Source organism: Paenibacillus naphthalenovorans (assembly GCF_001465255.1).
In the GTDB taxonomy this organism is placed as follows: Bacteria; Bacillota; Bacilli; order Paenibacillales; family NBRC-103111; genus Paenibacillus_G; species Paenibacillus_G naphthalenovorans.
In genome coordinates this window covers 2,762,393-2,784,357 of sequence record NZ_CP013652.1, presented here as the reverse complement: position 1 = coordinate 2,784,357, position 21,965 = coordinate 2,762,393, and the positions used below count along the sequence as shown (strand labels likewise).

18 protein-coding genes are annotated in these 21,965 nt (G+C 52.7%); 16 read left to right on the top strand and 2 right to left on the bottom strand.

Features of this window, described 5'->3' with window-relative positions; all coding sequences use genetic code 11:
• The first annotated feature begins 28 nt into the window (after nt 1-28).
• The gene (gene yajC / locus IJ22_RS13745) at nt 29-346 is read left to right on the top strand and encodes a preprotein translocase subunit YajC (protein ID WP_062409229.1); all 318 of its coding nucleotides are present in this window, start codon (nt 29-31) and stop codon (nt 344-346) included.
• Nucleotides 347-433: 87 nt separating this feature from the next.
• Here the strand turns inward: yajC and IJ22_RS13740 are convergent, their stop codons facing one another.
• Nucleotides 434-793, bottom strand: a complete 360-nt coding sequence (locus IJ22_RS13740) for a TIGR04086 family membrane protein (protein ID WP_062409228.1) — start codon at nt 791-793, stop codon at nt 434-436.
• A 242-nt stretch (nt 794-1,035) separates the two neighbouring features.
• Between IJ22_RS13740 and IJ22_RS13735 the strand changes: the two genes are divergently transcribed.
• Entirely contained in the window at nt 1,036-1,710 is a 675-nt protein-coding gene (locus tag IJ22_RS13735; RefSeq protein ID WP_062409227.1) for a DUF421 domain-containing protein, read from the top strand.
• Nucleotides 1,711-1,726: 16 nt separating this feature from the next.
• On the opposite strand, the gene spoVB is transcribed toward IJ22_RS13735, so the two are convergent.
• The gene (spoVB, locus tag IJ22_RS13730; RefSeq protein WP_062409226.1) at nt 1,727-3,286 is read right to left on the bottom strand and encodes a stage V sporulation protein B; all 1,560 of its coding nucleotides are present in this window, start codon (nt 3,284-3,286) and stop codon (nt 1,727-1,729) included.
• Nucleotides 3,287-3,468: 182 nt separating this feature from the next.
• Between spoVB and IJ22_RS27060 the strand changes: the two genes are divergently transcribed.
• From IJ22_RS27060 to aspS, 14 genes are all read left to right on the top strand, one after another.
• Nucleotides 3,469-3,987: a post-transcriptional regulator gene (locus IJ22_RS27060; RefSeq protein WP_335338475.1), complete on the top strand. Its 519-nt coding sequence runs from the start codon at nt 3,469-3,471 to the stop codon at nt 3,985-3,987.
• A 113-nt stretch (nt 3,988-4,100) separates the two neighbouring features.
• Complete coding sequence (secD, locus tag IJ22_RS25780) at nt 4,101-5,333, top strand: protein translocase subunit SecD (protein WP_082660810.1); 1,233 nt, start codon at nt 4,101-4,103, stop codon at nt 5,331-5,333.
• The gene (gene secF / locus IJ22_RS25775) at nt 5,323-6,234 is read left to right on the top strand and encodes a protein translocase subunit SecF (RefSeq protein WP_082660809.1); all 912 of its coding nucleotides are present in this window, start codon (nt 5,323-5,325) and stop codon (nt 6,232-6,234) included. Before secD ends, secF begins: the two co-directional genes overlap by 11 nt.
• 76 nt (nt 6,235-6,310) lie before the next feature.
• Nucleotides 6,311-7,255: a cation diffusion facilitator family transporter gene (locus IJ22_RS13715; RefSeq protein WP_054819010.1), complete on the top strand. Its 945-nt coding sequence runs from the start codon at nt 6,311-6,313 to the stop codon at nt 7,253-7,255.
• A gap of 17 nt (nt 7,256-7,272) precedes the next feature.
• Entirely contained in the window at nt 7,273-9,705 is a 2,433-nt protein-coding gene (gene recJ / locus IJ22_RS13710; RefSeq protein WP_062409225.1) for a single-stranded-DNA-specific exonuclease RecJ, read from the top strand.
• The gene (locus tag IJ22_RS13705) at nt 9,702-10,214 is read left to right on the top strand and encodes an adenine phosphoribosyltransferase (RefSeq protein ID WP_062409224.1); all 513 of its coding nucleotides are present in this window, start codon (nt 9,702-9,704) and stop codon (nt 10,212-10,214) included. The genes recJ and IJ22_RS13705 overlap by 4 nt, the downstream gene beginning before the upstream one ends.
• Before the next feature lie 161 nt (nt 10,215-10,375).
• Complete coding sequence (locus IJ22_RS13700) at nt 10,376-11,440, top strand: CotH kinase family protein (RefSeq protein ID WP_054819008.1); 1,065 nt, start codon at nt 10,376-10,378, stop codon at nt 11,438-11,440.
• A gap of 231 nt (nt 11,441-11,671) precedes the next feature.
• Nucleotides 11,672-13,864 carry a RelA/SpoT family protein gene (locus tag IJ22_RS13695; protein WP_062409223.1) on the top strand — a complete coding sequence of 731 codons (2,193 nt, stop codon included), beginning with the start codon at nt 11,672-11,674 and terminating at the stop codon, nt 13,862-13,864.
• Between the two features lie 40 nt (nt 13,865-13,904).
• On the top strand, nt 13,905-14,351 hold the full coding sequence (dtd, locus tag IJ22_RS13690; protein ID WP_062409222.1) for a D-aminoacyl-tRNA deacylase: 447 nt from the start codon (nt 13,905-13,907) through the stop codon (nt 14,349-14,351).
• Nucleotides 14,352-14,457: 106 nt separating this feature from the next.
• Complete coding sequence (locus IJ22_RS13685; RefSeq protein ID WP_054819007.1) at nt 14,458-14,640, top strand: hypothetical protein; 183 nt, start codon at nt 14,458-14,460, stop codon at nt 14,638-14,640.
• A gap of 103 nt (nt 14,641-14,743) precedes the next feature.
• Nucleotides 14,744-16,279 carry a coproporphyrinogen III oxidase gene (locus IJ22_RS13680; protein ID WP_062409221.1) on the top strand — a complete coding sequence of 512 codons (1,536 nt, stop codon included), beginning with the start codon at nt 14,744-14,746 and terminating at the stop codon, nt 16,277-16,279.
• Nucleotides 16,280-16,398: 119 nt separating this feature from the next.
• The gene (locus IJ22_RS13675; protein WP_062409220.1) at nt 16,399-18,357 is read left to right on the top strand and encodes an FAD-dependent oxidoreductase; all 1,959 of its coding nucleotides are present in this window, start codon (nt 16,399-16,401) and stop codon (nt 18,355-18,357) included.
• 496 nt (nt 18,358-18,853) lie between these two features.
• Complete coding sequence (hisS, locus tag IJ22_RS13670) at nt 18,854-20,113, top strand: histidine--tRNA ligase (RefSeq protein ID WP_062409219.1); 1,260 nt, start codon at nt 18,854-18,856, stop codon at nt 20,111-20,113.
• 44 nt (nt 20,114-20,157) lie between these two features.
• Nucleotides 20,158-21,942 (top strand): aspartate--tRNA ligase, encoded by a 1,785-nt coding sequence (aspS, locus tag IJ22_RS13665; protein ID WP_062409218.1) that lies wholly within the window; start codon nt 20,158-20,160, stop codon nt 21,940-21,942.
• The last annotated feature ends 23 nt before the right edge of the window (nt 21,943-21,965 follow it).

The following is a 21,965-nucleotide window of genomic DNA, read 5'->3' as shown; positions in this document are numbered from 1 at the left end:
TAGATATTACAAGAAAGGGGAAAAGTTAATGTGGTTAGCGGCAAGTGATGCTGCAGCGGCACCGGGAATCGAGGGATACTTGGTTACTTACGGTCCGCTTGTTTTGATGTTTGTCGTCCTGTACTTTTTACTTATTCGTCCTCAGCAAAAACGCCAGAAGGCACGCAATATGATGCTGAGCAATTTGAAAAAAGGGGACAAGGTCGTTACCATCGGAGGTTTGCATGGTACGATTATCGAACTGACGGACGATACGGTCATCCTGCGCGTCAATGACGTGACAAAGCTGACATTCGAACGTTCTGCGGTGAACACCGTACAGAGCTCGTCAGGTTCGGCGGAATAAAACAACTTGGCAGCGGGATATCCCGCCGCAAATAAAAGCCCGTTCTATCGCGATTGACGCGAGGCACGGGCTTTTATTTAATTTAAATCACCGTTTCAAATTCACCCCGATCATACCGCCGATGGCTCCGGACGGCACCGCCAATCCCGCCAAAATCAACGTGTCCTTTGTAAGTCCCGAGTCATAAGCCAAAAAGCCGACCAGCCAAACCACGGCGACGTACAAGGCTCCGAGCAGTATGCCTTGATACCAGCCTCTGCTGCCGCTTCGCTTTCCGGATACCATCCCTCCGATCAGCATGGCCAAACTATGAATCATCCAGGTTGTTTTGCGCCAAGAGTCTTCCGGAATATCGGTTGCGAGCAAGATGAGCGAGGCGATCAGCGTGCCGATCAGCATAACACCGACAGCATACGTTAATCCGGATAACAAGGGTGATTTTTTCATAGTCACCTCATTCCTCCTAATCCGATCCGTGATCCCCTGAAGTATGGTTCAGGGCTGCAAGCTCGCTCCTGCTCGCCGGGACAAGAGGCGCTGCACCGCAAGCTCGCTGCTTCACTCCCATTGTATGGGCATGTACCAGAAAATAGTACAGGTTCCTCAGGCAATTACCAACAATTCTCCCGCATGACAAGCAGCGGCCAAGGTCAAAATATTCCCTGAAGAGTAACCGGGAGGAAGAGCCAATGGAGATATGGACATTATTTGTTCGAACAGTCTTGGTCTATCTGATCGTGTTCTTGATGATGCGGATTATGGGGAAAAGGGAAATAGGCAAGCTGTCTGTTTTCGACCTTGTCATTTCCATTATGATCGCGGAGATTGCCGTGTTCGTGCTGGAGGACTTGAACAAGCCGATGCTGGAAGGGATTCTTCCCATGGTGACGCTCGTGGCTGTCCAGCTTCTCATTGCGTATATTTCATTGAAAAGCGAGAAATTACGCCGGTGGTTTGAAGGCAAGCCGTCGGCCATCATTGACGGCGGCAAGCTGAACCGTGAAGAGATGCGCAAGCAGCGTTACAATCTTGACGATCTGCTGCTTCAGCTTCGTGAGAATAAGGTGATGAACGTGGCCGATGTGGAATTTGCCGTTCTGGAGCCTTCGGGCAAGCTGACGATCTCGGAAAAGAAAGATCATCTGGATCGCTCCTCGACAGGACAGGCATCCATTCGTTATGAAGGCCTGCCGCTTCCGCTGATCATGGATGGAAAAGTGCAGGACGAGAGTCTTCAGAAGCTGGGAAAAACAAGGTTTTGGCTGAAGCATGAGCTGCAGTCTCTAGGGGTAAAGGATTTTAAAGAAGTATTTTTTTGCTCGATCGATCATCGGGGCAAATGGTTTATCGATAAAAAAAAATAAAATGCGGCGTACAGCTTTACTTTACGAACCTTTTGCCGAGCCAGATGACACGGAACAAATCATTTCGGTCGATGAGCCTCACCAGGATGGCCAAAAGCAGATAGATGATCATACCGATGATACATGCGGCAAAAAAGCGGGCAAAACCATCTGAGATCCAATTCGATTGCATGACGGTGTGACTTGCGAATGCCGTGCCCGCCATGCAGAAGGCTGCTTTTATGAAATCGGAAAGCTGCATCCGGAAATGCAGAAGCCGTACGATGCTGTGCCAGTGCAGGGTTGTAACGAGCATAATATTGACCGTAATGGCAATGACGGCACCCAAGATTCCGTATTCAGGACGGCTGGCCAGAAAATAGATCAGCGACAGCTTGACTGCTGACCCGATGAGCGTATTCATTAGAGCGCTTCCGGGTCTTTCGAGCGCCTGCAAGGCGGCCTGAAGTGGGGCCTGGAAGTAAATGAACAGGGCAGCCGGGGCCATCATCTTCAGCATGGAACCGACTCCGGGCTGACCGTACATATATAAGCATATCGGTTCGGCCAGAACGTACATTAATACCGCGAAGGGGGCGCCCGTTACCAAAGCGAGCTTTAGCGATTGGTGCAGCCGCATATGAATGGTGAGCATATCGTTTTTGGCGGCGGCTTCCGATAACGACGGCACCAGCGATACGGCAAGCGAGAAAGTAAGGGCGCTCGGCAGCATGAGTACGGGAATGACCATCCCTTGCAGCGCTCCGTATTGCGCTGTCGCGAGCCCTGTGGCGATACCGGCCATGGCCAGGCTTTGGACGATCAGAACTGATTCCAGAAAGTATGAACCCGAGCCCACCAGCTTGCTCCCGGTGATGGGGACAGCCAGCTTAAAGATCTGCTTCAGATTGGCGATACGTGAAAGCGAGCGGTGGGAACCGATTTGTCCGCGGGGCGTGCGCTGCTTGCGGCTCTGGCGGTAATACAGGATCAGGACGAGCAGGGCGCAAATTTCTCCCGCCACCACCCCGACCATCGCTCCGGCAGCGGCGTATTCGATCCCGTAAGGAAGCATCCAATAAGCGAAGGCCAGAACGGTTATGATCCGAACGATGGTTTCCATGACTTGAGAGAGCGCTGTCGGAATCATATCTTGGCGTCCTTGAAAATATCCGCGAAAGACAGAGGATACAGCGACAAAGAGAACGATTGGCGTCATGCACAGGAACGTAAAGTATACGCGCGGGTCGGTAAACAGGTGGTCGGTGATCCAGCGCGCGCCAAAGAAGATCACTGCCGTAAACAGGATGCCGAGTAAGAGAGCCACGGCAAGGGCCAAGCGAAATATGCTTTTGGCACGCGCCTCGTTTCCTTCCGCTTCGGCGGCGGCGACCAGCTTGGCCACCGCAATCGGGATCCCGCCCGTTACGACGGTAAGTATAACCACGAGGAATGGCCAGCCCATTTGATAGAGACCGATGCCTTCGGGACCTATGACCCTGGGAAGGGCTATCCGCGGAATAAACCCCAGGATACGGTTAATGATACCGGCTGCAAGCAATATGAGCGTACCTTTGATAAACGATTGTTTTGTCAAGGGAATGACCTTCTTTCTTTCCCATGGGCTTGGACCCTGGTGTTACTAAATGGATATGCATAACCTGTCCTTGCGCATGCAACAATTTTTCTGAGTGCGGAAATACCGGCGGCGGCAGGAAAACGAACGGCGGCAGCGAATAGGTAGTTAAGACAAGGCTTCGCATGCGGGAGGGATGCTGGATGGATAAAGACGAATGGAAGCCGGGTCATAGCGGCATAGACCCGAAACCGGATGAACAAGGTCCGGAGGAAGCGGCGGATTCGGCTTCCGAAAGGAAGGCCGAAAGCATGGTGCCTTATATGGAGCTTCATTACATGGCGGCCGCAGCCGGAGCGGAAGCCGGGGAGCAAGAAATGGCGGAGCACGATACAAAACGGCCGTCGTCCGAAGACGCGGAAGCAGAAAAGGAAGAATCAGATGCGAGCAGCTCCGGTACCGGAGAAGAAGGAACCGGGGAAGACGAGGAATTGAACCGGGTGATTGAAGATCTATGCCGCAGTAAAGCTCAGGAATTCCGTATGCTCGGTTACGAGCATGTGACCGGCCAGGAAATTTGGGAATGCGTAAGCGACAAATACAACAAGACCGGCATCCCGCCGCTGCACCGGATCGTGAACGATATCCTGTCTCTCAAAGTGACGCAATTTATGAATTGGATGACGATGAGCATATATAAGGACAACGCCCATTTTCGATGATAAATGGGCTTCTTTTTTTGCACTGCTCCCCCTATCTGCTACAGCTCTCCTTAAATTGACTCGATTTTCGCAGGTAGGTATAATAGGAATATTGAGTTTGGAAGGAGATAGCTATGGACATCAAAAGAATCGTGGCGTTTTTCGTGAGTGTAGCGATCGTCTTCGCTGCAGCCATTTGGACGAGTCCTCATCTTGTAAGCAATATAAAGTTGGGTCTTGACTTAAAAGGCGGTTTTGAAATCCTGTACGTTGCCGAACCGGTTGAACCGGGACAGCAGGTGACCAAGGAGTCGCTGCTTGAAACCGCCCGGAGCATCGAACAGAGGGCAAACGCTCAGAAGGTAAGCGAGCCAGAAGTGACTACGGAGGGAAAAGACCGGATTCGTGTGCGGCTCGCCGGTATTGAGAATGAAGCCGAGGTCCGGGAGATATTGAAGAAGCCTGCGGAGCTGTCTTTCCGCGGTCCGGATGGCACCAAGGAAATGGTCGGAAGCGACTTTGAAGTCGGTGCCGCCAAACTCGGCTTCGACGAGGCGAACAGACCGCTCGTTAATATTAAAGTAAAAGATCCCGAGAAATTTCGTCAGGTGACGCAGAAGCTGCTTGGGAAGCCGCTTGCGATCTATTTGGACGAGGTGGAGCTATCGGCTCCGATCGTACGCCAGGTACTGACGGACGGCACGGCCACGATCAGCGGCAACTACACGTACGAAGAAGCAAAGAAAATTGCCGACACGATCAACCTCGGCGCGCTTCCGCTAAAGCTTACGGAAAAGTATACGCAATCCGTCGGGGCATCGCTTGGTCAGCTGTCGCTGCAGCAAACCGTTAAAGCGAGCATCATCGCATCCATATTGATCGTTTTGTTCATGATCGTGTATTACCGGGTGCCCGGATTGGTTGCATCCATCACCATCGTGACTTTTATCTGGTTAATGCTGCTTGTCACCTACCTGATGAAGGCCACATTGACGCTTCCGGGCATCGCCGCATTTGTTCTGGGGGTCGGAATGGCGGTGGACGCCAACATTATTACCTATGAGCGGATCAGGGAAGAACTGCGCAGCGGCAAGAGCATTATGTCCTCGCTGAAAGCGGGCTCCCGTCACTCGTTCCGTACCATACTGGATGCCAATCTTACGACAATTCTTGCCGGAGCTGTACTTTATTTCCTTGGAACGGGCGCGATTCAAGGGTTTGCACTGACACTGATTTTTACCATTTTGGTGAGCGTATTGACGAACGTCTTCTTCTCAAGATGGCTGTTAACCCTTCTCGTACGCAGCAACATTGTAAAAAAACCAGCTTATTTTGGGGTAAAGGAGTCCGAAATCAATGCTCTATAACGCCAAATATGATTTAATGAAGCACCGCAGGAAATTTTTTGGCATCTCAATAGCCATCACCGTCATCGGAATCGTTATGATGCTGATATTCGGTTTGAACCTCGGGGTCGATTTCAAAGCGGGTACGACGCTTGATATCTCAACGGGAGGCAAGGCGATTCAGCAGTCGCAAGCTGTTGAACTCGTCAGAAGCGCCGGTCTGGAGACAGCGACACCCCCCGTTGTTGGAGGAGCGGCCGGGGACCGGGTCACGCTGCGTTTCGATAAGGTGCTCACTACCCAGGAAATCGATCAGATCGAGGCCAGCTTCAAAACGGCATTCGGGGATCAAATTTCCAAGGAAGAAAACACGGTGGATACGGAATTAGCCAAAGAACTGGCGCTGAAAGCTATTTATGCGGTATTGATTGCCAGCTTGGGGATTATGCTTTATGTAAGCATTCGTTTTGAATGGCGTTTTGCTGTTGGAGCGATCGCCGCACTGCTTCATGATGCGTTTATGGTCATAGCTATATTCTCCATTTTCCAGTTAGAGGTCAATTTGCCGTTTGTCGCGGCCGTACTGACCGTTATCGGTTACTCTATTAACGATACGATCGTTATTTTCGATCGAATTCGTGAAAACATGCGGTTTGCCAAGGTGAAGACCTTTGACGATTTGTCCCAGATCGTTAACCGCAGTATTTGGCAAACGATGACTCGTTCTATCAATACGGTGCTGACCGTCCTGATTGCGGCGGTGCTGCTGTTCGTTATGGGAAGCGAATCCATTCGCCTTTTCTCGCTTGCCATGATTATCGGGCTTATAAGCGGTATGTATTCTTCCATCATTATCGCAAGCCCGATCTGGCTGGTATTGAAATCCAAGACGTTAGGTGCTAACAAGAAAGCCGCAGCTTAAGCGGTTTAGCAAGCGCGGCCGCGCGAAACGGCGAGTTTCGGCGGCCTTTCTATCAATATCATGGAGGAGTGGCCCCATGACGGAAGAACGAAGCAAACAAGCGGCCGCCCACGTGCGGATCGGTATAGCAGGCCATCTCGCCTTGGCGGTCTTGAAGGGCACGGCAGGATATTTGTCACAAAGTAAAGCGTTGATTGCGGACGCGCTCCATTCCGCATCGGATGCATTCAGCTCCATCGCGGGTTTACGCCCCGCCGCCAAAAGGTTTTCGGATGGAGACCTTGATTACGGGCAGATCAAAGCCATATCGAAAGGGTCAATCCTGATCGCGGTACTGCTGCTTATTTTGGGCCTGGAAACGGGTATTTCTTCCATAAAATCGGTTTATTACGGTGTCGACAAGGCGCCTGAGGCCTTCGCTCTGATCATTATCGTTATCTCTATTGCGGTTAAGGAAGCACTGTTTCAATTTAAATACCGGAGGGACAAAAAGCTTTCCGGACATGAACGAACCTCCGGCGCAAGCAAGCACCGCTCTGATTTGTATGCCTCCATTGCCGCGTTTATCGGTGTCTCGGGTGCGCTGCTTGGCTATTACCTGGGAAATACTGCGCTTTATTATCTTGATCCGCTGGCCGGGCTGGTCATTGGGGGGCTTATCGTTCGCACGGGATATCAACTTCTGATAGAATCGTTACATGACAAGCACGGCCATGAGCTGCATCAAGAGGATTCGGCGGAGATGCTTGATACGGTTCAGCGCGTGAAGGGAGTCATCACGATCGATGATTTGCGCGCAAGGGAACACGGCCATTACGTCATCGTCGAGATCAAAATCAGCGTAAACCCCCGAATCAGCATTCAGGAAGGCCACGATATCGCGAAGATTATCAAATTTACACTGATGAAGCGTTTTATTCATGTATCTGACGTTTTTGTTCATGTGAGCCCGTACGATCCCGGATATCCATACAAAAATCATGACTTGCAGGCCGACGAAATGCCTACACTGCTTCACTAAATGATGGGAGGGAAGGCATGCTACCAACAAAAGCCAGATGGAGTATCGGCAGCGTAGATCCAAAAGCGGCAGATGCGCTTTCCCAAGCATTGAATGTTTCGCCGCTCATTGCCCGTCTGCTTGCGGTACGAGGCTTGACGGATATCGGACATGCCGCCCGATTTTTACATGGAGGAACGGATCAGACCCATGATCCGTTCCTTTTAGATGGTATGGCCGATGCTGTAAAACGTATTCGCCGGGCCATGGAGTCCGGCGAGAAGATCCGTGTGTACGGTGATTACGACGCGGACGGAGTAAGCAGCACGACACTGATGGTTCATCTGCTGCGACAAATGAACTGCCGCTTTGACTATTACATACCCCATCGGATCTATGAAGGATATGGACTGAATATCGCCGCGTTGGACGCGGCTAAAGAGCAGGGAGTCAAGCTGATCGTAACCGTGGATACCGGGATCAGCGCTGTGGAGCAAATTGCATATGCCAATTCGATTGGTCTTGATGTGGTGGTCACCGACCATCACGAACCGCCGGATGTGCTGCCGCCGGCGTATGCTATCATCAATCCCAAGAAGCCCGGGTGTCCTTATCCGTTCAAGCAGCTTGCAGGCGTGGGCGTGGCGCTGAAGCTGGCGCAAGCGGTCTTGGGACGTTGGCCGGAAGAGCTGCTGGAATTTGCGGCGATTGGGACAGTAGCTGATTTGATGCCGCTGACGGAAGAAAACCGCATCATTGTCAAGCAAGGACTGGAGCGGATGCGGCAGACTGCGAATTTTGGTATCCGGGCGCTTTTTCGTGTGGCGGGAATCCCGCTGAAGGACGTAAATTCCACTCATATCGGTTTTGCTCTTGCTCCGCGCATTAATGCAAGCGGGCGTCTGCTCAGTGCGGATACGTCCGTAAGACTGCTTACGGCGACCAGCGAGCAGGAAGCGGAAGAACTTGCGGTTGAATTGGACCAGTTGAACAAAGAACGGCAGCGCATCGTGGACGAGATGGCAAAACAGGCCGTTGCGATGGTCGAAGAGCAGCGCAGCGTGGACGGAGAACTCCCCAAGGCGATTGTGCTTGCCCAGGAGGATTGGAATGTCGGCGTCATCGGTATTGTTGCTTCGAAAATCGTCGACAAATATTACCTTCCGACAATCATACTGGGGATCGACAAAGAAACGGGGATGGCGAAAGGCTCTGCACGTTCGATAGCCGGGTTCGATATGTACCGGGCGCTTACCCATTGCCAGGATCTGATGGAGCATTACGGGGGCCACCAAATGGCTGCCGGAATGACGCTGGCGCGGGAGCATCTGCCTGAGCTTGCGCGGCGAATGTCGGCATTGGCGATGGAGTGGCTCGCTCCGGAGGATTTTATTCCCGTGATGCATGCGGACATGCTTTGTGAATTTAGCGAGGTCGATCTGGAAAGCATCCGCCAATTGGAGCTGCTCGGTCCGTTTGGCATGGGCAATCCTTCACCCCGGTTCGTATTCAAGGAACTGGCGCTAAAAGATATGCGTACGATAGGGAAAGAACAGCAGCACTTGAAGCTGTCCTTGCAGTGCGCAAGAAACGAGACGGCCGCTGCTGTAGATGCCGTCGGCTTCGGCAAAGGGCGGCTGGCTGAATGGATTTCCCCAACCGCCTCCATCGACGTTCTTGGCGAGCTGTCCGTCAACGAATGGAACGGGGTGCAGCGGCCTCAGATCATGATTCAAGACTTGGGGGTTCATCGCGTCCAATTGTTTGATTGGCGCGGGACGCCAAGGCCTGACCGGAAGCTGTCGGAGCTGTGCGGACGGCTTAAACGGCACCCTCAGGGATCTGGACGGCCGCCGGCCGTGGTGGTGTTCGGTCCGGAACCGCCCCCTAACCTGAAACTGTCCGGAGCCGGCTTTGCTCTCTGGTGTGCCTCATTGCACGGCCAGTTCCGTCCGTGCAATGAGGCCGCCAAGGACAACGCATTATCCGAGGCCCACGATGTGATGCTGTATTCGCTGCCGGAACGAATGGAGCAGCTTGACGCTCTGGCGGCGGAGGCCGCATCGGTTCAACGGTATTACGCCGCTTTCGGCGGCACGGAAGAAGATAAGCAATCCGGGATCTTACCCGGCCGGGATATGTTTAAATCGGTTTACGGCGCGGTCATGGCATTGAAGCCGAAACCCGCGAGCGCAGAATGGACAGCCAGGCGTTCCGGAGTGCCGCTTCCGCTGACCCGTTTCATATTGGATGTATTTACAGAATTGGACTTGATGGAATCTCTGGGTGACGGCTATAGGATCATTGAGTCAACGGAGAAGAAGGATTTGACCGCTTCTTTACTTTATCAAAGCCGGATGAAGCGGCAGGATGTGGAGCAGGAACTGATGTACTCGTCAGCAAAGGAACTGCTGTCAAGGCTCTTTGCCCGGCATAAGCAAACCCAAACCATGTTGGAGGGAATCATATGAATTTCAAGGAACATATTCGAGTGATTGAGGACTTTCCTCAGCCGGGGATCAGCTTTAAGGATATTACCACTTTGCTAAAGGACGGAAAGGTATACAGGGAAGTGATCGCCGAAATGACAAGACGTCTGGAAGGCGTTCAGATCGATTGTATTGCCGGCCCGGAAGCGCGCGGATTTGTCATTGGAGCTCCTTTGGCCGTGGCGCTGGGCGTAGGCTTTATCCCGATCCGCAAAAGCGGAAAGCTGCCGGGTGAAACGATCGAGGCGGATTATGCACTTGAATATGGCAAAGACAAATTGTCCATGCATAAAGATGCCATTGCGCCGGGACAAAAAGTGCTGATTGCAGACGATCTTCTCGCTACGGGCGGCACAATCGCGACTTCGATAAATCTGGTCAAGCAGCTTGGCGGCGAAGTTGTCGGCGCGGCTTTTCTGATTGAACTGCTGGAGTTGAAGGGAAGAGAGAAGCTGGAGGGCATCGAAGTGCTCTCGCTGGTGCAATATTGATATAAACAGCGTGTCCATCCATTCGCCATCCTTGAAATCGCGCCGGGCGTGACAGATGCCGTGGCAGAAGTTCTTCAGGGCGAATATCCTAAAGCAGCACAAAAAGCCTATTCCTTACGAATAGGTTTTTTGTCTTTCCCAAGGAAAGGCGGAACTAAAGGATGGCTGGGGAATTGCCGGCAAAGCATATTGTGATCGGAAGTCAGCAGCTGAAGCAGCTGCAAAAGAATGTATGGAGCGACCGGTATGTTCAAGCGGTCATGACGGCGGGCGGGAACAAGGCGAACATACAAATCCGTTATCGGGGCGGACATACGCGGGAGTACCCGAAGCGTTCGTACGAGGTAATACGCGGAGGCAAAACGTATCATTACAACGCGGAATATGACGATCCCTCCCTGATTCGCAATGCGCTTTCTTTCCGGTTTTTCAATTGGATTGGTGTTCCGGGCCCGGCGACGAAGCACTGCTTGCTTTTTGTTAACGGGGTGTGCTTAGGCGTTTACCTCGAAATCGAGGGGGTGGACCGGTCGTTCTTTCGCAAGCGGGGAATCTCTGTTCAATCGCTCTTTTATGCGGTGAACGATCATGCGAATTTCGATCTGCTAAAGCCCGGATCGAAACGGAGGAAGGCGGAGCTGTTCTCGGGCTATCAGCAAATCATGGGCAACCCTGCGGACAGGCGGAAGCTGAAAAGGTTCATCCATCGGCTGAATACAACGAAAGGCGCCCATGAACTGAAGGCTTATCTGTATCGCAGAATCGATATCGATAATTATCTGCGATGGCTTGCCGGAGCTGTGCTGACGGGGAATTACGACGGATTCGAACAAAACTATGCGATATATCGTCATAGGGCTGCGCAAAAATACAGGATGATTCCATGGGATTATGAGGGAACATGGGGCCGCAACTGTTACGGAAAGCCTTGCGGCAGTGATTTGGTACGAATTACGGGCTATAATCGGCTGACACGCAAGCTGCTGCAATATGCTGAAGTACGCAGGAAATACAAACGGCTGTTGGTCAAGCTGCTGCAAACCGAGTTTACCGTATCCCGGATTCTTCCGGCTGCCGAATCCATGCATAACCAAATCAAGCCTTATATGAAATGGGAGCCGGTAAGGAAATGGCCTATTCATGTGTTTGACGGGGAAATGCAGTTCATTCGCAAATATATCGAAGAGCGTCGTACCCTGGTGACCGAGGCGATAAAAGAGCTTTGACCCAAACGGCAGACAGCGCACCGTCAGAAGACAGTGAGCTGTTTTTTTGTGCCCGAAAAAAAGCAGGATGCATGGCCTTCATTGCCATTGAAATCGCTTGCGTTTAAGAGAAAACGGCTAAGCTGGTTCTATTTGGCGCGCAAAATGTCGGTTTGTCCCGTATTTTCTTGACGGAGAGCCTATTCCAAGGGCATAATGGATTAAAATCAATTTAAGGGAATGGATGGACGGATGGGGATAGAGCAGCTTCTTGAGAAGGCATCCACATATTTAAAAGAGTATGATTTGAACCGGATACGCGAGGCTTACGAGTTTGCCGATCAGGCCCATTACGGGCAGGTGCGCAAATCCGGGGAGCCCTATATTTTGCATCCGCTCGCGGTGGCTGACATTCTCGTCAATATGCAGATGGATACGACTTCGGTGATTGCCGCACTGCTTCATGACGTGGTGGAGGATACGACCGTTTCTTTGGAAGTTGTACATGAGAAGTTCGGCGCGACATGTGCGATGATCGTTGACGGGCTGACCAAGCTGGAGAAGATCAAGTTCAAAAGCAAGGAAGAGCATCAGAATGAAAATTATCGCAAGATGTTCGTCGCCATGGCTCAGGATATTCGCGTCATCTTGATCAAGCTGGCGGACAGGCTGCATAACATGCGTACGCTGAAGCATCAGTCGGAGGAAGCGCAGCGGCGCATTGCCGACGAAACGCTGGAGATTTTTTGCCCGATCGCGCACCGGCTCGGCATATCGGCGATCAAGTGGGAGATGGAAGACATCGCACTGCGCTACTTGAATCCGCAGCAGTACTATCGGATCGTCAACCTGATGCAGAAGAAGAGGGCCGAACGGGAACAATATATCAATGACGTGATTTCCACGGTACGCGACAAACTGCATGAGATGGGGATCGATGGAGATATTTCCGGCCGGCCGAAGCACATCTACAGCATTTATAAAAAAATGACCGTAAAAAACAAGCAGTTCAACGAGATCTACGATTTGCTTGCTCTGCGGATCATCGTGGACAATATTAAGGACTGTTATGCGACGCTAGGCATTATTCATACGCTCTGGAAGCCGATGCCGGGCCGGTTTAAAGACTATATCGCGATGCCGAAGCCGAACATGTACCAGTCGCTGCACACGACGGTCATTGGCCCCAAAGGCGAACCGTTGGAGGTGCAGATCCGTACATTCGAAATGCACCGTACGTCCGAATACGGGGTTGCGGCTCACTGGGCGTATAAGGAGGGCACAAACGTACCGTCGGGCAGCTATGAAGATAAAATGCATTTTATTCGTGAGATTATTGAGCTGCAAAACGAGACGCAGGATGCCCAGGAGTTTGTAGAATCGCTCAAAATGGACTTTTTCTCCGATTTGGTTTTCGTTTTCACGCCGAAAGGGGAAGTCATCGAGCTGCCCGCGGGATCCGTACCGCTGGATTTTGCTTACCGGATCCATACGGAGGTCGGCAACCGGACGATCGGTGCCAAGGTGAACGGAAGAATTGTGCCTCTGGATCATAAGCTTAAAACAGGCGACATTGTGGAAATTCTCACCTCCAAGCATTCGTACGGCCCGAGTCAGGACTGGGTAAAGCTGGCCCAATCGTCTCATGCGCGCTCGAAAATCCGCCAATGGTTTAAGAAGGAGCGGCGTGAGGAAAATGTCTTAAAGGGCCGGGAGATGATCGAACGCGAGCTGAAGCGGCTTGGTTTGGAGCCATCCGCGCTGATGAAAGACGATGAGATGCTGGAGGTTGCCCACAAATTCAACTTCCAGGAAGTAGAGGATATGCTGTCTGCTGTCGGCTTCGGCGGGATTACGGCGGCGCAAATCGTTACGCGCTTGACGGAGAAGATCCGCAAAGAGGCCCAGGAAGCGCAGCAGCAAGCGCTGCTCACCTCCGAAGTCAAGGAGATGAAAGCTCCTGCGGAGAAGGAGCGCAAAGGCCGTCCGACGAACGGAGTTCGGGTCAAGGGCGTGGACAACCTGCTTGTCCGTTTTGCCCGCTGCTGTAATCCGGTTCCGGGCGACAGGATTATCGGATATATTACCCGCGGCCGCGGGGTCTCCGTCCATAGGGATGACTGTACGAATATTCCTTCACCCGAGTTCAGCGATGAAGGAAACCGCGTGATTGAGGTCGAGTGGGTGGAGGATGTCGAAGCCAACTATAACGTGGAGATTGAAATTACCGGCCATGACCGGCGCGGCTTGCTCAACGAAGTGCTGCAGGTCGTGTCCGAGAGCAAAACGACGATATCCGCCGTATCCGGGCGCTCGGACAAGAACAAGATGGTGATGATCCACATGACGATCCTGATCAAGAACATTGATCATTTGCATTCGGTTGTCGAGAAAATCAAGCGGATCAAGGATGTATACTCGGTTCAGCGCATTATGCAGGCTTGACCCGCGATCTACTACGATAGGAAACGGAGATTGTTGATACATGAGAGTCGTATTGCAGCGCAGCAAGAACGCCGCGGTAACCGTGGACGGCCAAACCGTGGGCAAGATTTCTCACGGGCTGGTGCTGCTCGTCGGAATTGCCGACGGCGATACCGAACAGGATGCCGCCTATATCGCGGAGAAAGTGGCCGGATTGCGTATTTTTGACGATCAGGCCGGCAGGATGAATCTTTCCGTGCTGGAGACGGGAGGGCAGGTGCTTTCGATTTCGCAATTTACCCTTTACGGGGACTGCCGCAAAGGACGCCGCCCGAATTTTATGGGAGCTGCGCGTCCCGAACACGCCGAGCCGCTGTACGACCGGTTTAACGATTTGCTGCGGGAGCGGGGGCTTCAGGTGGAAACAGGACGCTTTGGAGCGAGGATGGATGTATCGCTCGTGAATGACGGGCCGGTGACTTTGATTGTGGAAAGCAGGCAAGCCTAACCGCGCTTTGCCGGGCAGGAAGGATAAGTCCGTAAGGTTTTGGGGAAAATGGGGACATGGCGTAGATGTTGCCGATTCGTATCTAATAAGGAGCTGACTCCATACCATGTACCGATCTCCAAAAGAACAACGGATGTTATTGCCCGAGCTCCAATTGAGTTTGGGTTCTGGACGTACGGAAGAAGCGGCTGCGCTGCTGCCTTCCGGGCTTGCTGATGGCGAAGCGGGCTCAGCCTTTTCTTCCGTAAGCGAGCAGCTTAAGCGGACCATGCGCAAAACTTCCCGCTAACCCTTCGAAACCGCGGGCGTATTCCAGAACTAAAGCAAACGAAAAAGGGCTCCGGATGGGGCTTTTGTTTTGTCAATATTTCATCATGGCAGGGGGATGATGGATGAAGATCGAATTTGAACGGATTGGCTTTGAAGGGCAGACGACGGAGATATTCCATATCTGTAAGCTGTTCTTTGATGAAGTCGAGGCGGTATACGAGCCTGCGTCCGATGCGCGGCTGCACATGCTCATCCAGGTGCAAGCGGATACGTCGGACGGGATGATGACGGCCTACGTTCGGATGGTCGACAGAATCGGCGGACAAACCTATGAAAACCGGCACAGCCGGGCGATAAAGTCCGGTGACGAAGGGGTTAAACGTTCCGTGAAGCGGGCCATCGGCTATGGCCTCCTGAAAGTGCTTGGCGATTATACGGGGATGGAACAGGCCTGGGGGACGCTTACCGGCGTTAGACCTACAAAGCTGATGCACAACATGATGATGACCAAAAGCATCGAGAGCTGCAAGCAGATCCTGCGTGACGAATATTTGGTTTCGGAGGCTAAGGTGGAACTGCTTGCAGGCATTGCCGAACGTCAGCTTAGGGTGATTCCGGATTTGTTCCGTCTGGAACGCGAGGTGAGCATTTATATCGGCATCCCTTTTTGCCCGACCAAATGCGCTTACTGCACTTTTCCGGCTTATGACATCCGGGGCAGCAACGGATCTGTCGAAGCTTTTCTGGAGGGGCTGCACTATGAAATTCACGAAATGGGACGCTGGATGCGCGAAGCCGGTGTTGCGATCACTACGATATATTGGGGCGGGGGCACTCCGACGAGCATTACCGCCGAGCAGATGGACGCGTTGTTCGTTGCGATGCATGAAGCGTTTCCCGCGATTGATAAAGTGCGTGAACTGACCGTCGAGGCGGGACGTCCCGATACGATTACCGAGGACAAGATCGAGGTGATGAAGCGCTGGAAGGTAAACCGGATCAGTATCAACCCGCAGAGCTTCACCCAGGCGACACTGGACACGATCGGGCGTCATCACACCGTGACAGAAACGATTGACACCTTCAAGCTGGCCCGTAAGCTCGGCATGAACAACATCAATATGGATCTGATTATCGGGCTGCCCAATGAAGGAATGAATGAGCTGCAGCGGACGTTGGATGAAACGGCGAAGCTGATGCCGGAGTCGCTTACGGTGCACACGCTGTCGTTCAAGCGCGCTTCCCGGATGACCAAGAACAAGGACGATTATGAGGTGGCCAAGCGAGACGAGATTACTGAAATGATCCGGGCTGCTTCGGAGTGGACGGAGCGTAACGGTTATAAGCCGTATTACATGTATCGGCAAAAAAATATTCTCGGCAACCAAGAAAATGTAGGTTATTCTTTGGAGGGCTTTGAAAGCTTGTACAATATTTTGATGATGGAAGAGCGGCAGACCATTATCGGGCTTGGCTGCGGAGCGGTAAGCAAGGTGTTGTTTCCCAAGGTAGCACACGAGGACGGCTTCGAGCAGCGTATCGAGCGTTTCCCAAATCCGAAAGAGCCGTCTGTCTATAATCAGGCCTATAAGGAATATATCGGCAAAAAAATTCGACTTTTGAATGAAGCTTACGATGTTGCGGTGAAAAAGGTGTAATTTTTTGAAACCATTTGCGCCCGTTTACGTATAAACGCACTGTCTGTCCCCCTATGGCTGACTTCCGAGGCATAATTTGGAACTTACATTTTCTTTATTACATGATTAAGAGGTGTTGTATGGCGGTAAAAGCGAGAATTTCCAATGGCGGCAGCGCAAAAGGATATGTTTTGTTACTGGCGCTGATGGTGTTGATTGCGGCAGGAGCCAGCGGTTTGTATTGGTGGAAATCGGAAAGCACGAAGGCGTACGAAGGCCGTACAGGCGTACCCCAAAAGCTTACTGATGTGAAAACGGTGGAGGTTCCTAAAGACAGTTATGACGTCATTGTGGCCGGCACGGATCCTGAAGGTGTTGCAGCAGCGGTTTCCGCATCCCGCAACGGGTTGAAAACACTGCTTGTCGATGGGCACAACCGGGAAATTCTCGGTGGTTTGATGTCCCTGGGTTGGCTGAACAGCCTTGATATGAATTATGAGCCCGATAAAGGGGTGCTTCATAAAAGAGAGATTTTGAATAAAGGTATTTTTGCAGAGTGGTATGCCAAAATCGAAGGCGATTCTTTTGATGTGATTACGGCGGCAAACGCCTTCAATGAGCTTGTGGCCAATGAGAAGAACGTGGATGTGCTGCTCAAGGTGAAAGAGATGGAGCCGGTAGTCAGCGAGTCGGGATCGACGTCTACCGTCACAGGATTGAAGATCACCTTGGCTGACGGCACCGTCAAAACGGTTCAGACCAAGGCTCTGATCGATGCGACCCAGGATGCGGATATGGCCGCGGCAGCCGGCGTACCTTACACCACGGGCCGGGAGGATTTGGGCGATCAAAAGTCGCGCATGGCCGTTACGCTTGTGTTCCGTTTGAAAAATATCACGCCTGAGGTTTGGCAGAAGATGGCGCAGCGGCTGCAAAACGACAATGATCCCGGAACGGGCATCAACGAAATGAGCGCTTGGGGTTACAAGGATATGAAGGATTACCCGCCGATGAACAAGGAACGGGTCGCGATGCGCGGGCTCAATATCGGCAGGCAGAACGACGGTACGATGCTGATCAACGCATTGCAAATTTTTGGAATCGACGGCACGGATCCGAAATCGAAGGAAGAAGCGTTTCAACTTGGCAAGGAAGAGCTTCCGCATATCGTTGATTATATGAAAAAGAAGTATCCCGAGTTTGCCGGCATCGAGCTGGACGCGACTGCCCCTGAGCTGTATGTTCGTGAGACGAGGCATATTCAGGGAGAATACAGGCTGAGCATCATTGACGTGCTGGAGAACCGCGATCAATGGGACCGGATCGCCTTCGGCTCCTATCCGGTTGATATCCAGCGCATGTCGCCTGCGGATACCGGAGCTGTGGTAACCGTACCGCAGCAGTATGCCGTTCCTTTCCGCAGCATCGTTCCGCTCAAGGTGGACGGATTGCTGGTCGTCGGACGCTCGGCAAGCTTCGATACGCTTCCGCACGGTACGGCCCGCGTGATTCCTGTCGGGATGGCTACCGGTGAAGCAGCGGGAGCCGCAGTGAAGATTGCCAAAGAAAAGGGACTCACGTTCCGGCAAATGGCTGCGAATAAAGATGCGATCACGCTGCTGCAGGAAACGTTGAACAACCAAGGCATGGTGCTTCAGCCTTTCAGCATCAAGCCGCAGCCCTTCATGGAGCACAAAGCGTATGACGGACTGAAGGTTGCGGTTTCGCTGGGGCTTGCTACCGGCGGGTATGATAACAATTTTGCCCTGGACGACAAAAGCAACCAGCAAAGGGTGGCGAATATGCTGGAGGGTATGCGCAAATTCAAGCCGGAGACGCTGTCCGGCAGCCCTTCGGCTGCTTTAGGAAAAGACACGGATCCGAAAAATCTGCCGGTTTCCATCGAGCAAGCGGCATATATGGTTGCTCTGATGCTCAAGGTGGATGCCACCCGGGAAAACGCGGTTGAAGTTCTGCAAAGCAGAGGCTTCCTGAAGCCGGAAACGGTCGAGGCCATTGCGAATAAACAGGAGCTTACGAACGGTGACACTTACTTGATGATCAGGGATGTGTACAATGCCGTAAAGGATTTGAAATAACTTGTCGAATTCGTTCGATACAGAGTTAGTTTTGGCTTGACTTTGGAAATCTTCATGATTAGAATATAACGTAGTCGATTGAGTCATATTCCATGATCCGTTGAAGGGACAAAGTACTTCGAATCTTGCATAGTCAGAGAGGGAAGCCGCGGCTGCAAGCTTCCTTATGCGAATCGGACGAACAGACCTCCCGGAGGACAAGCGGGGAACACCGGAATAAGAGCAGCGGAAAAACGTACCTTGGCTGCAGGAATCTTATTCGGACAGTAGCCGTTCTTGCGCAGGCGGGCGTTATCCGCTGCTGAAGTGTGAATGGAGCTTGTGGGCCAGGCTGCCGTAAGGCCATGCGCCGCAGGATTCGTTCAAATCGTGGGTGGCACCGCGGGAGATCAAACGGTTGGTGAATCTCTCGTCCCTGAATCAAATTCAGGGGCGGGAGTTTTTTATTATAGAAAGGCGTTTTCTTGTGGTCGATAAAGAAAGGAGCGGTCGATAGATGAGTATTCAAAAACCGAAAGGTACGCAAGATCTACTCCCCGGCGAGATCGAGAAATGGCAGTATATCGAGTCCAAGGCCAGAGAGCTGTGTCTGCGTTTCAATTACCGTGAAATCCGTACGCCGATTTTTGAGCATACCGAGCTGTTCAAGCGCGGGGTAGGGGAAACGACGGATATTGTCGAAAAAGAAATGTATACGTTTTTGGACAAGGGCGACCGCAGCATCTCGCTTCGTCCTGAAGGAACGGCCGGTGTCGTTCGCTCTTACGTCGAAAATAAGCTTTACGGCGAACCGGATATCAGCAAGCTGTATTATATCGGGCCGATGTTCCGGTATGAACAGCCGCAGGCGGGGCGCTACCGCCAGTTCCACCAGTTCGGCATCGAGGCATTCGGCTCTGTGGATCCCGGGCTGGATGCGGAGGTCATCGCGCTTGGGTTCACCTTTTACAAGGAACTGGGGCTCAAAGACGTGACCGTGGAGATCAACTCCGTCGGCAATCCTGCGGTGAGGGAGGTCTACCGCGAGCACGTGCAGAGATTTTTCGCTCCGGTGAAGGATCAGCTCTGCAAAGATTGCCAATCCCGTTACGACCGCAACCCTATGCGCATTCTCGATTGCAAAATCGATCAAAAGTACTGTGAAGGCGCTCCGACCATTCTGGAGCATCTGGATGAAGAATGTTCGGCGCATTTTCAGGCGGTGCAGGACCATCTCCAGGCGATGGATATCCCGTTCCGCATTAATCCGCGGCTTGTCAGAGGATTGGATTACTATACGCATACTGCCTTTGAATACAAAGCGGCGGGGATCGGCGCGATCGATACGATCGGAGGAGGAGGACGTTACAACGGTCTCGTGGGACAGATCGGGGGAAGCGACCAGCCTGGCGTGGGGTTGGGTCTCGGGATAGAGCGCATCCTGCTTGTGCTGCAGGCGCAGGGGATTGACATTCCGGCGGCGAAACCGCTGGACGTGTATGTCATCGGTCTGGGCGATGCGGCGGAGAAGGAGTGTGTCAAGCTGCTGCAAAGCTTGCGCCTTGCCGGTCTGGCGGCGGAGAAGGATTACCTCGGCCGCAAGATCAAGGCGAAGATGAAATCGGCCGACCGGTATCATGCGACCTATGTAGCCATTCTGGGAGACGACGAGCTTGCACGCGGTGAAATCACCGTGAAGACGATGGCTACCGGAGAACAGGAAACGCTGCCGCTTTCCAGCTTTGTTCAAACGCTGCAGAGCCGGATTCGATCATAGTTGCATCAGCTTATTTTTTATTAAACTTGGAGGTAGAAATCAACATGACCCAGATGTTAAAAACGCATCATTGCGGAACATTGAGCAAGGCAAACGTCGGAGAGACGGTCATTCTGAACGGTTGGGTGCAGCGCCGCCGCGATTTGGGCGGCGTGCTCTTCATCGACCTGCGCGACCGCAGCGGTATCGTGCAAATCGTGTTCAATCCTGCTTTTTCAGGAGATGCCTTGGCTGTGGCCGACCGTGTGCGCAACGAATATGTTTTGGCGGTTCGCGGGAAAGTCGTCGAGCGGGATGCAGAGACGGTGAATCCGAATATTCCGACAGGCGAGATCGAAGTGCAGATCACGGAGATCGAGATTATGAATGCGGCCAAAAATCCTCCGTTCTTCATCGAAGACGGCATCGAAATCGATGAATCGCTGCGTCTCAAATACCGTTATCTGGATCTGCGCCGTCCGGAAATGCAGCGCACCTTAATGCTCCGTTCCAAGGCGGCCAAGGTATTCCGCGACTTCCTTGACGAGAATGGGTTTATTGACGTCGAAACGCCGATATTGACGAAGAGCACGCCGGAAGGAGCGCGTGACTATCTTGTGCCAAGCCGCGTTCATCCGGGAGAATTTTTCGCGCTGCCGCAGTCGCCGCAAATTTTCAAGCAGCTGCTGATGGTCGGCGGCTTGGAGCGTTATTATCAGATCGCACGCTGCTTCCGCGACGAAGACCTGCGCGCCGACCGCCAGCCGGAATTTACGCAGGTGGACATCGAGACGTCCTTCTTGTCGCAGGATCAACTGCTTGAACTGATGGAGCAGCTGATTGTAAGGCTGTTCCGCGAAACGGCCGGTGTGGAAATTCCCGCTCCGTTCCAGCGCATCAGCTATGCGGACGCGATCGGCAAGTACGGCTCCGACAAGCCCGATCTCCGTTTCGGACTTGAACTGAAGGACGTGTCTGACATTGTTGCCGATTCGGGCGTTCAGGTCTTCGCGAGCGTCATTAAGAAGGGCGGCCAGGTGAAGGCGCTGAACGCTAAGGGATGCGCAACATGGAGCCGCAAGGAGATCGACGATCTGGGTGTGTTTGCGGCCCGCTACGGTGCCAAGGGCCTTGCCTGGATGACGTACAAGGAAGGCGAGCTGAAAGGGCCGATCGTTAAGTTTTTCAGCGAGCAGGAGCTTGAAGCCCTGAAGGAACGTCTGGAAGCCGAAGAAGGAGACTTGCTGCTGTTCTCCGCCGATACGAAGAAAGTAGTCGCGGATGTGCTGGGCAACCTGCGTCTCAAAATCGGACGCCAGCTTGGGCTGATCGACGACAGCCAGTTCAAATTCGCTTGGGTCGTTGATTTCCCTCTGCTCAGCTATGACGAAGAAGAGAAGCGCTATGTGGCCGAGCACCATCCGTTTACACGTCCGAAGGAAGAGGATCTGCACTATTTCGATACGGACCCGGGCCAAATTCGCGCTCAAGCCTATGACCTCGTGCTGAACGGCTACGAAGTGGGCGGCGGCTCCATGCGGATCTATCAAAGGGAAGTGCAGGAGAAAATGTTCGCGGCTCTGGGCTTTTCCAAAGAAGACGCTCAAGAAAAATTCGGCTTCCTGCTGGAGGCTTTCGAGTACGGCACACCGCCGCACGGGGGGATCGCCTTCGGTTTCGACCGCCTGGTTATGCTGATTGCCGGACGCAGCAACCTGCGTGAGACCATCGCATTCCCGAAAACAGCCAGCGCGACGGATCTGCTGACCGATGCGCCGGGAGCGGTGGACGACAAGCAATTGGAGCAGCTTTCGATACGATTGGCGTTAAAGCCGCCGACAAACAAATAAACGAATTGGAAAAGGAGTGTGAG

Coding starts and splice junctions, on each gene's coding strand:
- IJ22_RS13695 (WP_062409223.1), top strand. CDS start 11,672: ATGGGGATAGAGCAGCTTCTTGAGAAGGCATCCACATATTTAAAAGAG.
- IJ22_RS13680 (WP_062409221.1), top strand. CDS start 14,744: ATGAAGATCGAATTTGAACGGATTGGCTTTGAAGGGCAGACGACGGAG.
- IJ22_RS13685 (WP_054819007.1), top strand. CDS start 14,458: ATGTACCGATCTCCAAAAGAACAACGGATGTTATTGCCCGAGCTCCAA.
- recJ (WP_062409225.1), top strand. CDS start 7,273: ATGCTACCAACAAAAGCCAGATGGAGTATCGGCAGCGTAGATCCAAAA.
- IJ22_RS13715 (WP_054819010.1), top strand. CDS start 6,311: ATGACGGAAGAACGAAGCAAACAAGCGGCCGCCCACGTGCGGATCGGT.
- IJ22_RS13735 (WP_062409227.1), top strand. CDS start 1,036: ATGGAGATATGGACATTATTTGTTCGAACAGTCTTGGTCTATCTGATC.
- IJ22_RS13700 (WP_054819008.1), top strand. CDS start 10,376: ATGGCTGGGGAATTGCCGGCAAAGCATATTGTGATCGGAAGTCAGCAG.
- IJ22_RS13675 (WP_062409220.1), top strand. CDS start 16,399: ATGGCGGTAAAAGCGAGAATTTCCAATGGCGGCAGCGCAAAAGGATAT.
- IJ22_RS13705 (WP_062409224.1), top strand. CDS start 9,702: ATGAATTTCAAGGAACATATTCGAGTGATTGAGGACTTTCCTCAGCCG.
- secD (WP_082660810.1), top strand. CDS start 4,101: ATGGACATCAAAAGAATCGTGGCGTTTTTCGTGAGTGTAGCGATCGTC.
- hisS (WP_062409219.1), top strand. CDS start 18,854: ATGAGTATTCAAAAACCGAAAGGTACGCAAGATCTACTCCCCGGCGAG.
- IJ22_RS13740 (WP_062409228.1), bottom strand. CDS start 793: ATGAAAAAATCACCCTTGTTATCCGGATTAACGTATGCTGTCGGTGTT.
- IJ22_RS27060 (WP_335338475.1), top strand. CDS start 3,469: ATGGATAAAGACGAATGGAAGCCGGGTCATAGCGGCATAGACCCGAAA.
- yajC (WP_062409229.1), top strand. CDS start 29: ATGTGGTTAGCGGCAAGTGATGCTGCAGCGGCACCGGGAATCGAGGGA.
- dtd (WP_062409222.1), top strand. CDS start 13,905: ATGAGAGTCGTATTGCAGCGCAGCAAGAACGCCGCGGTAACCGTGGAC.
- aspS (WP_062409218.1), top strand. CDS start 20,158: ATGACCCAGATGTTAAAAACGCATCATTGCGGAACATTGAGCAAGGCA.
- secF (WP_082660809.1), top strand. CDS start 5,323: ATGCTCTATAACGCCAAATATGATTTAATGAAGCACCGCAGGAAATTT.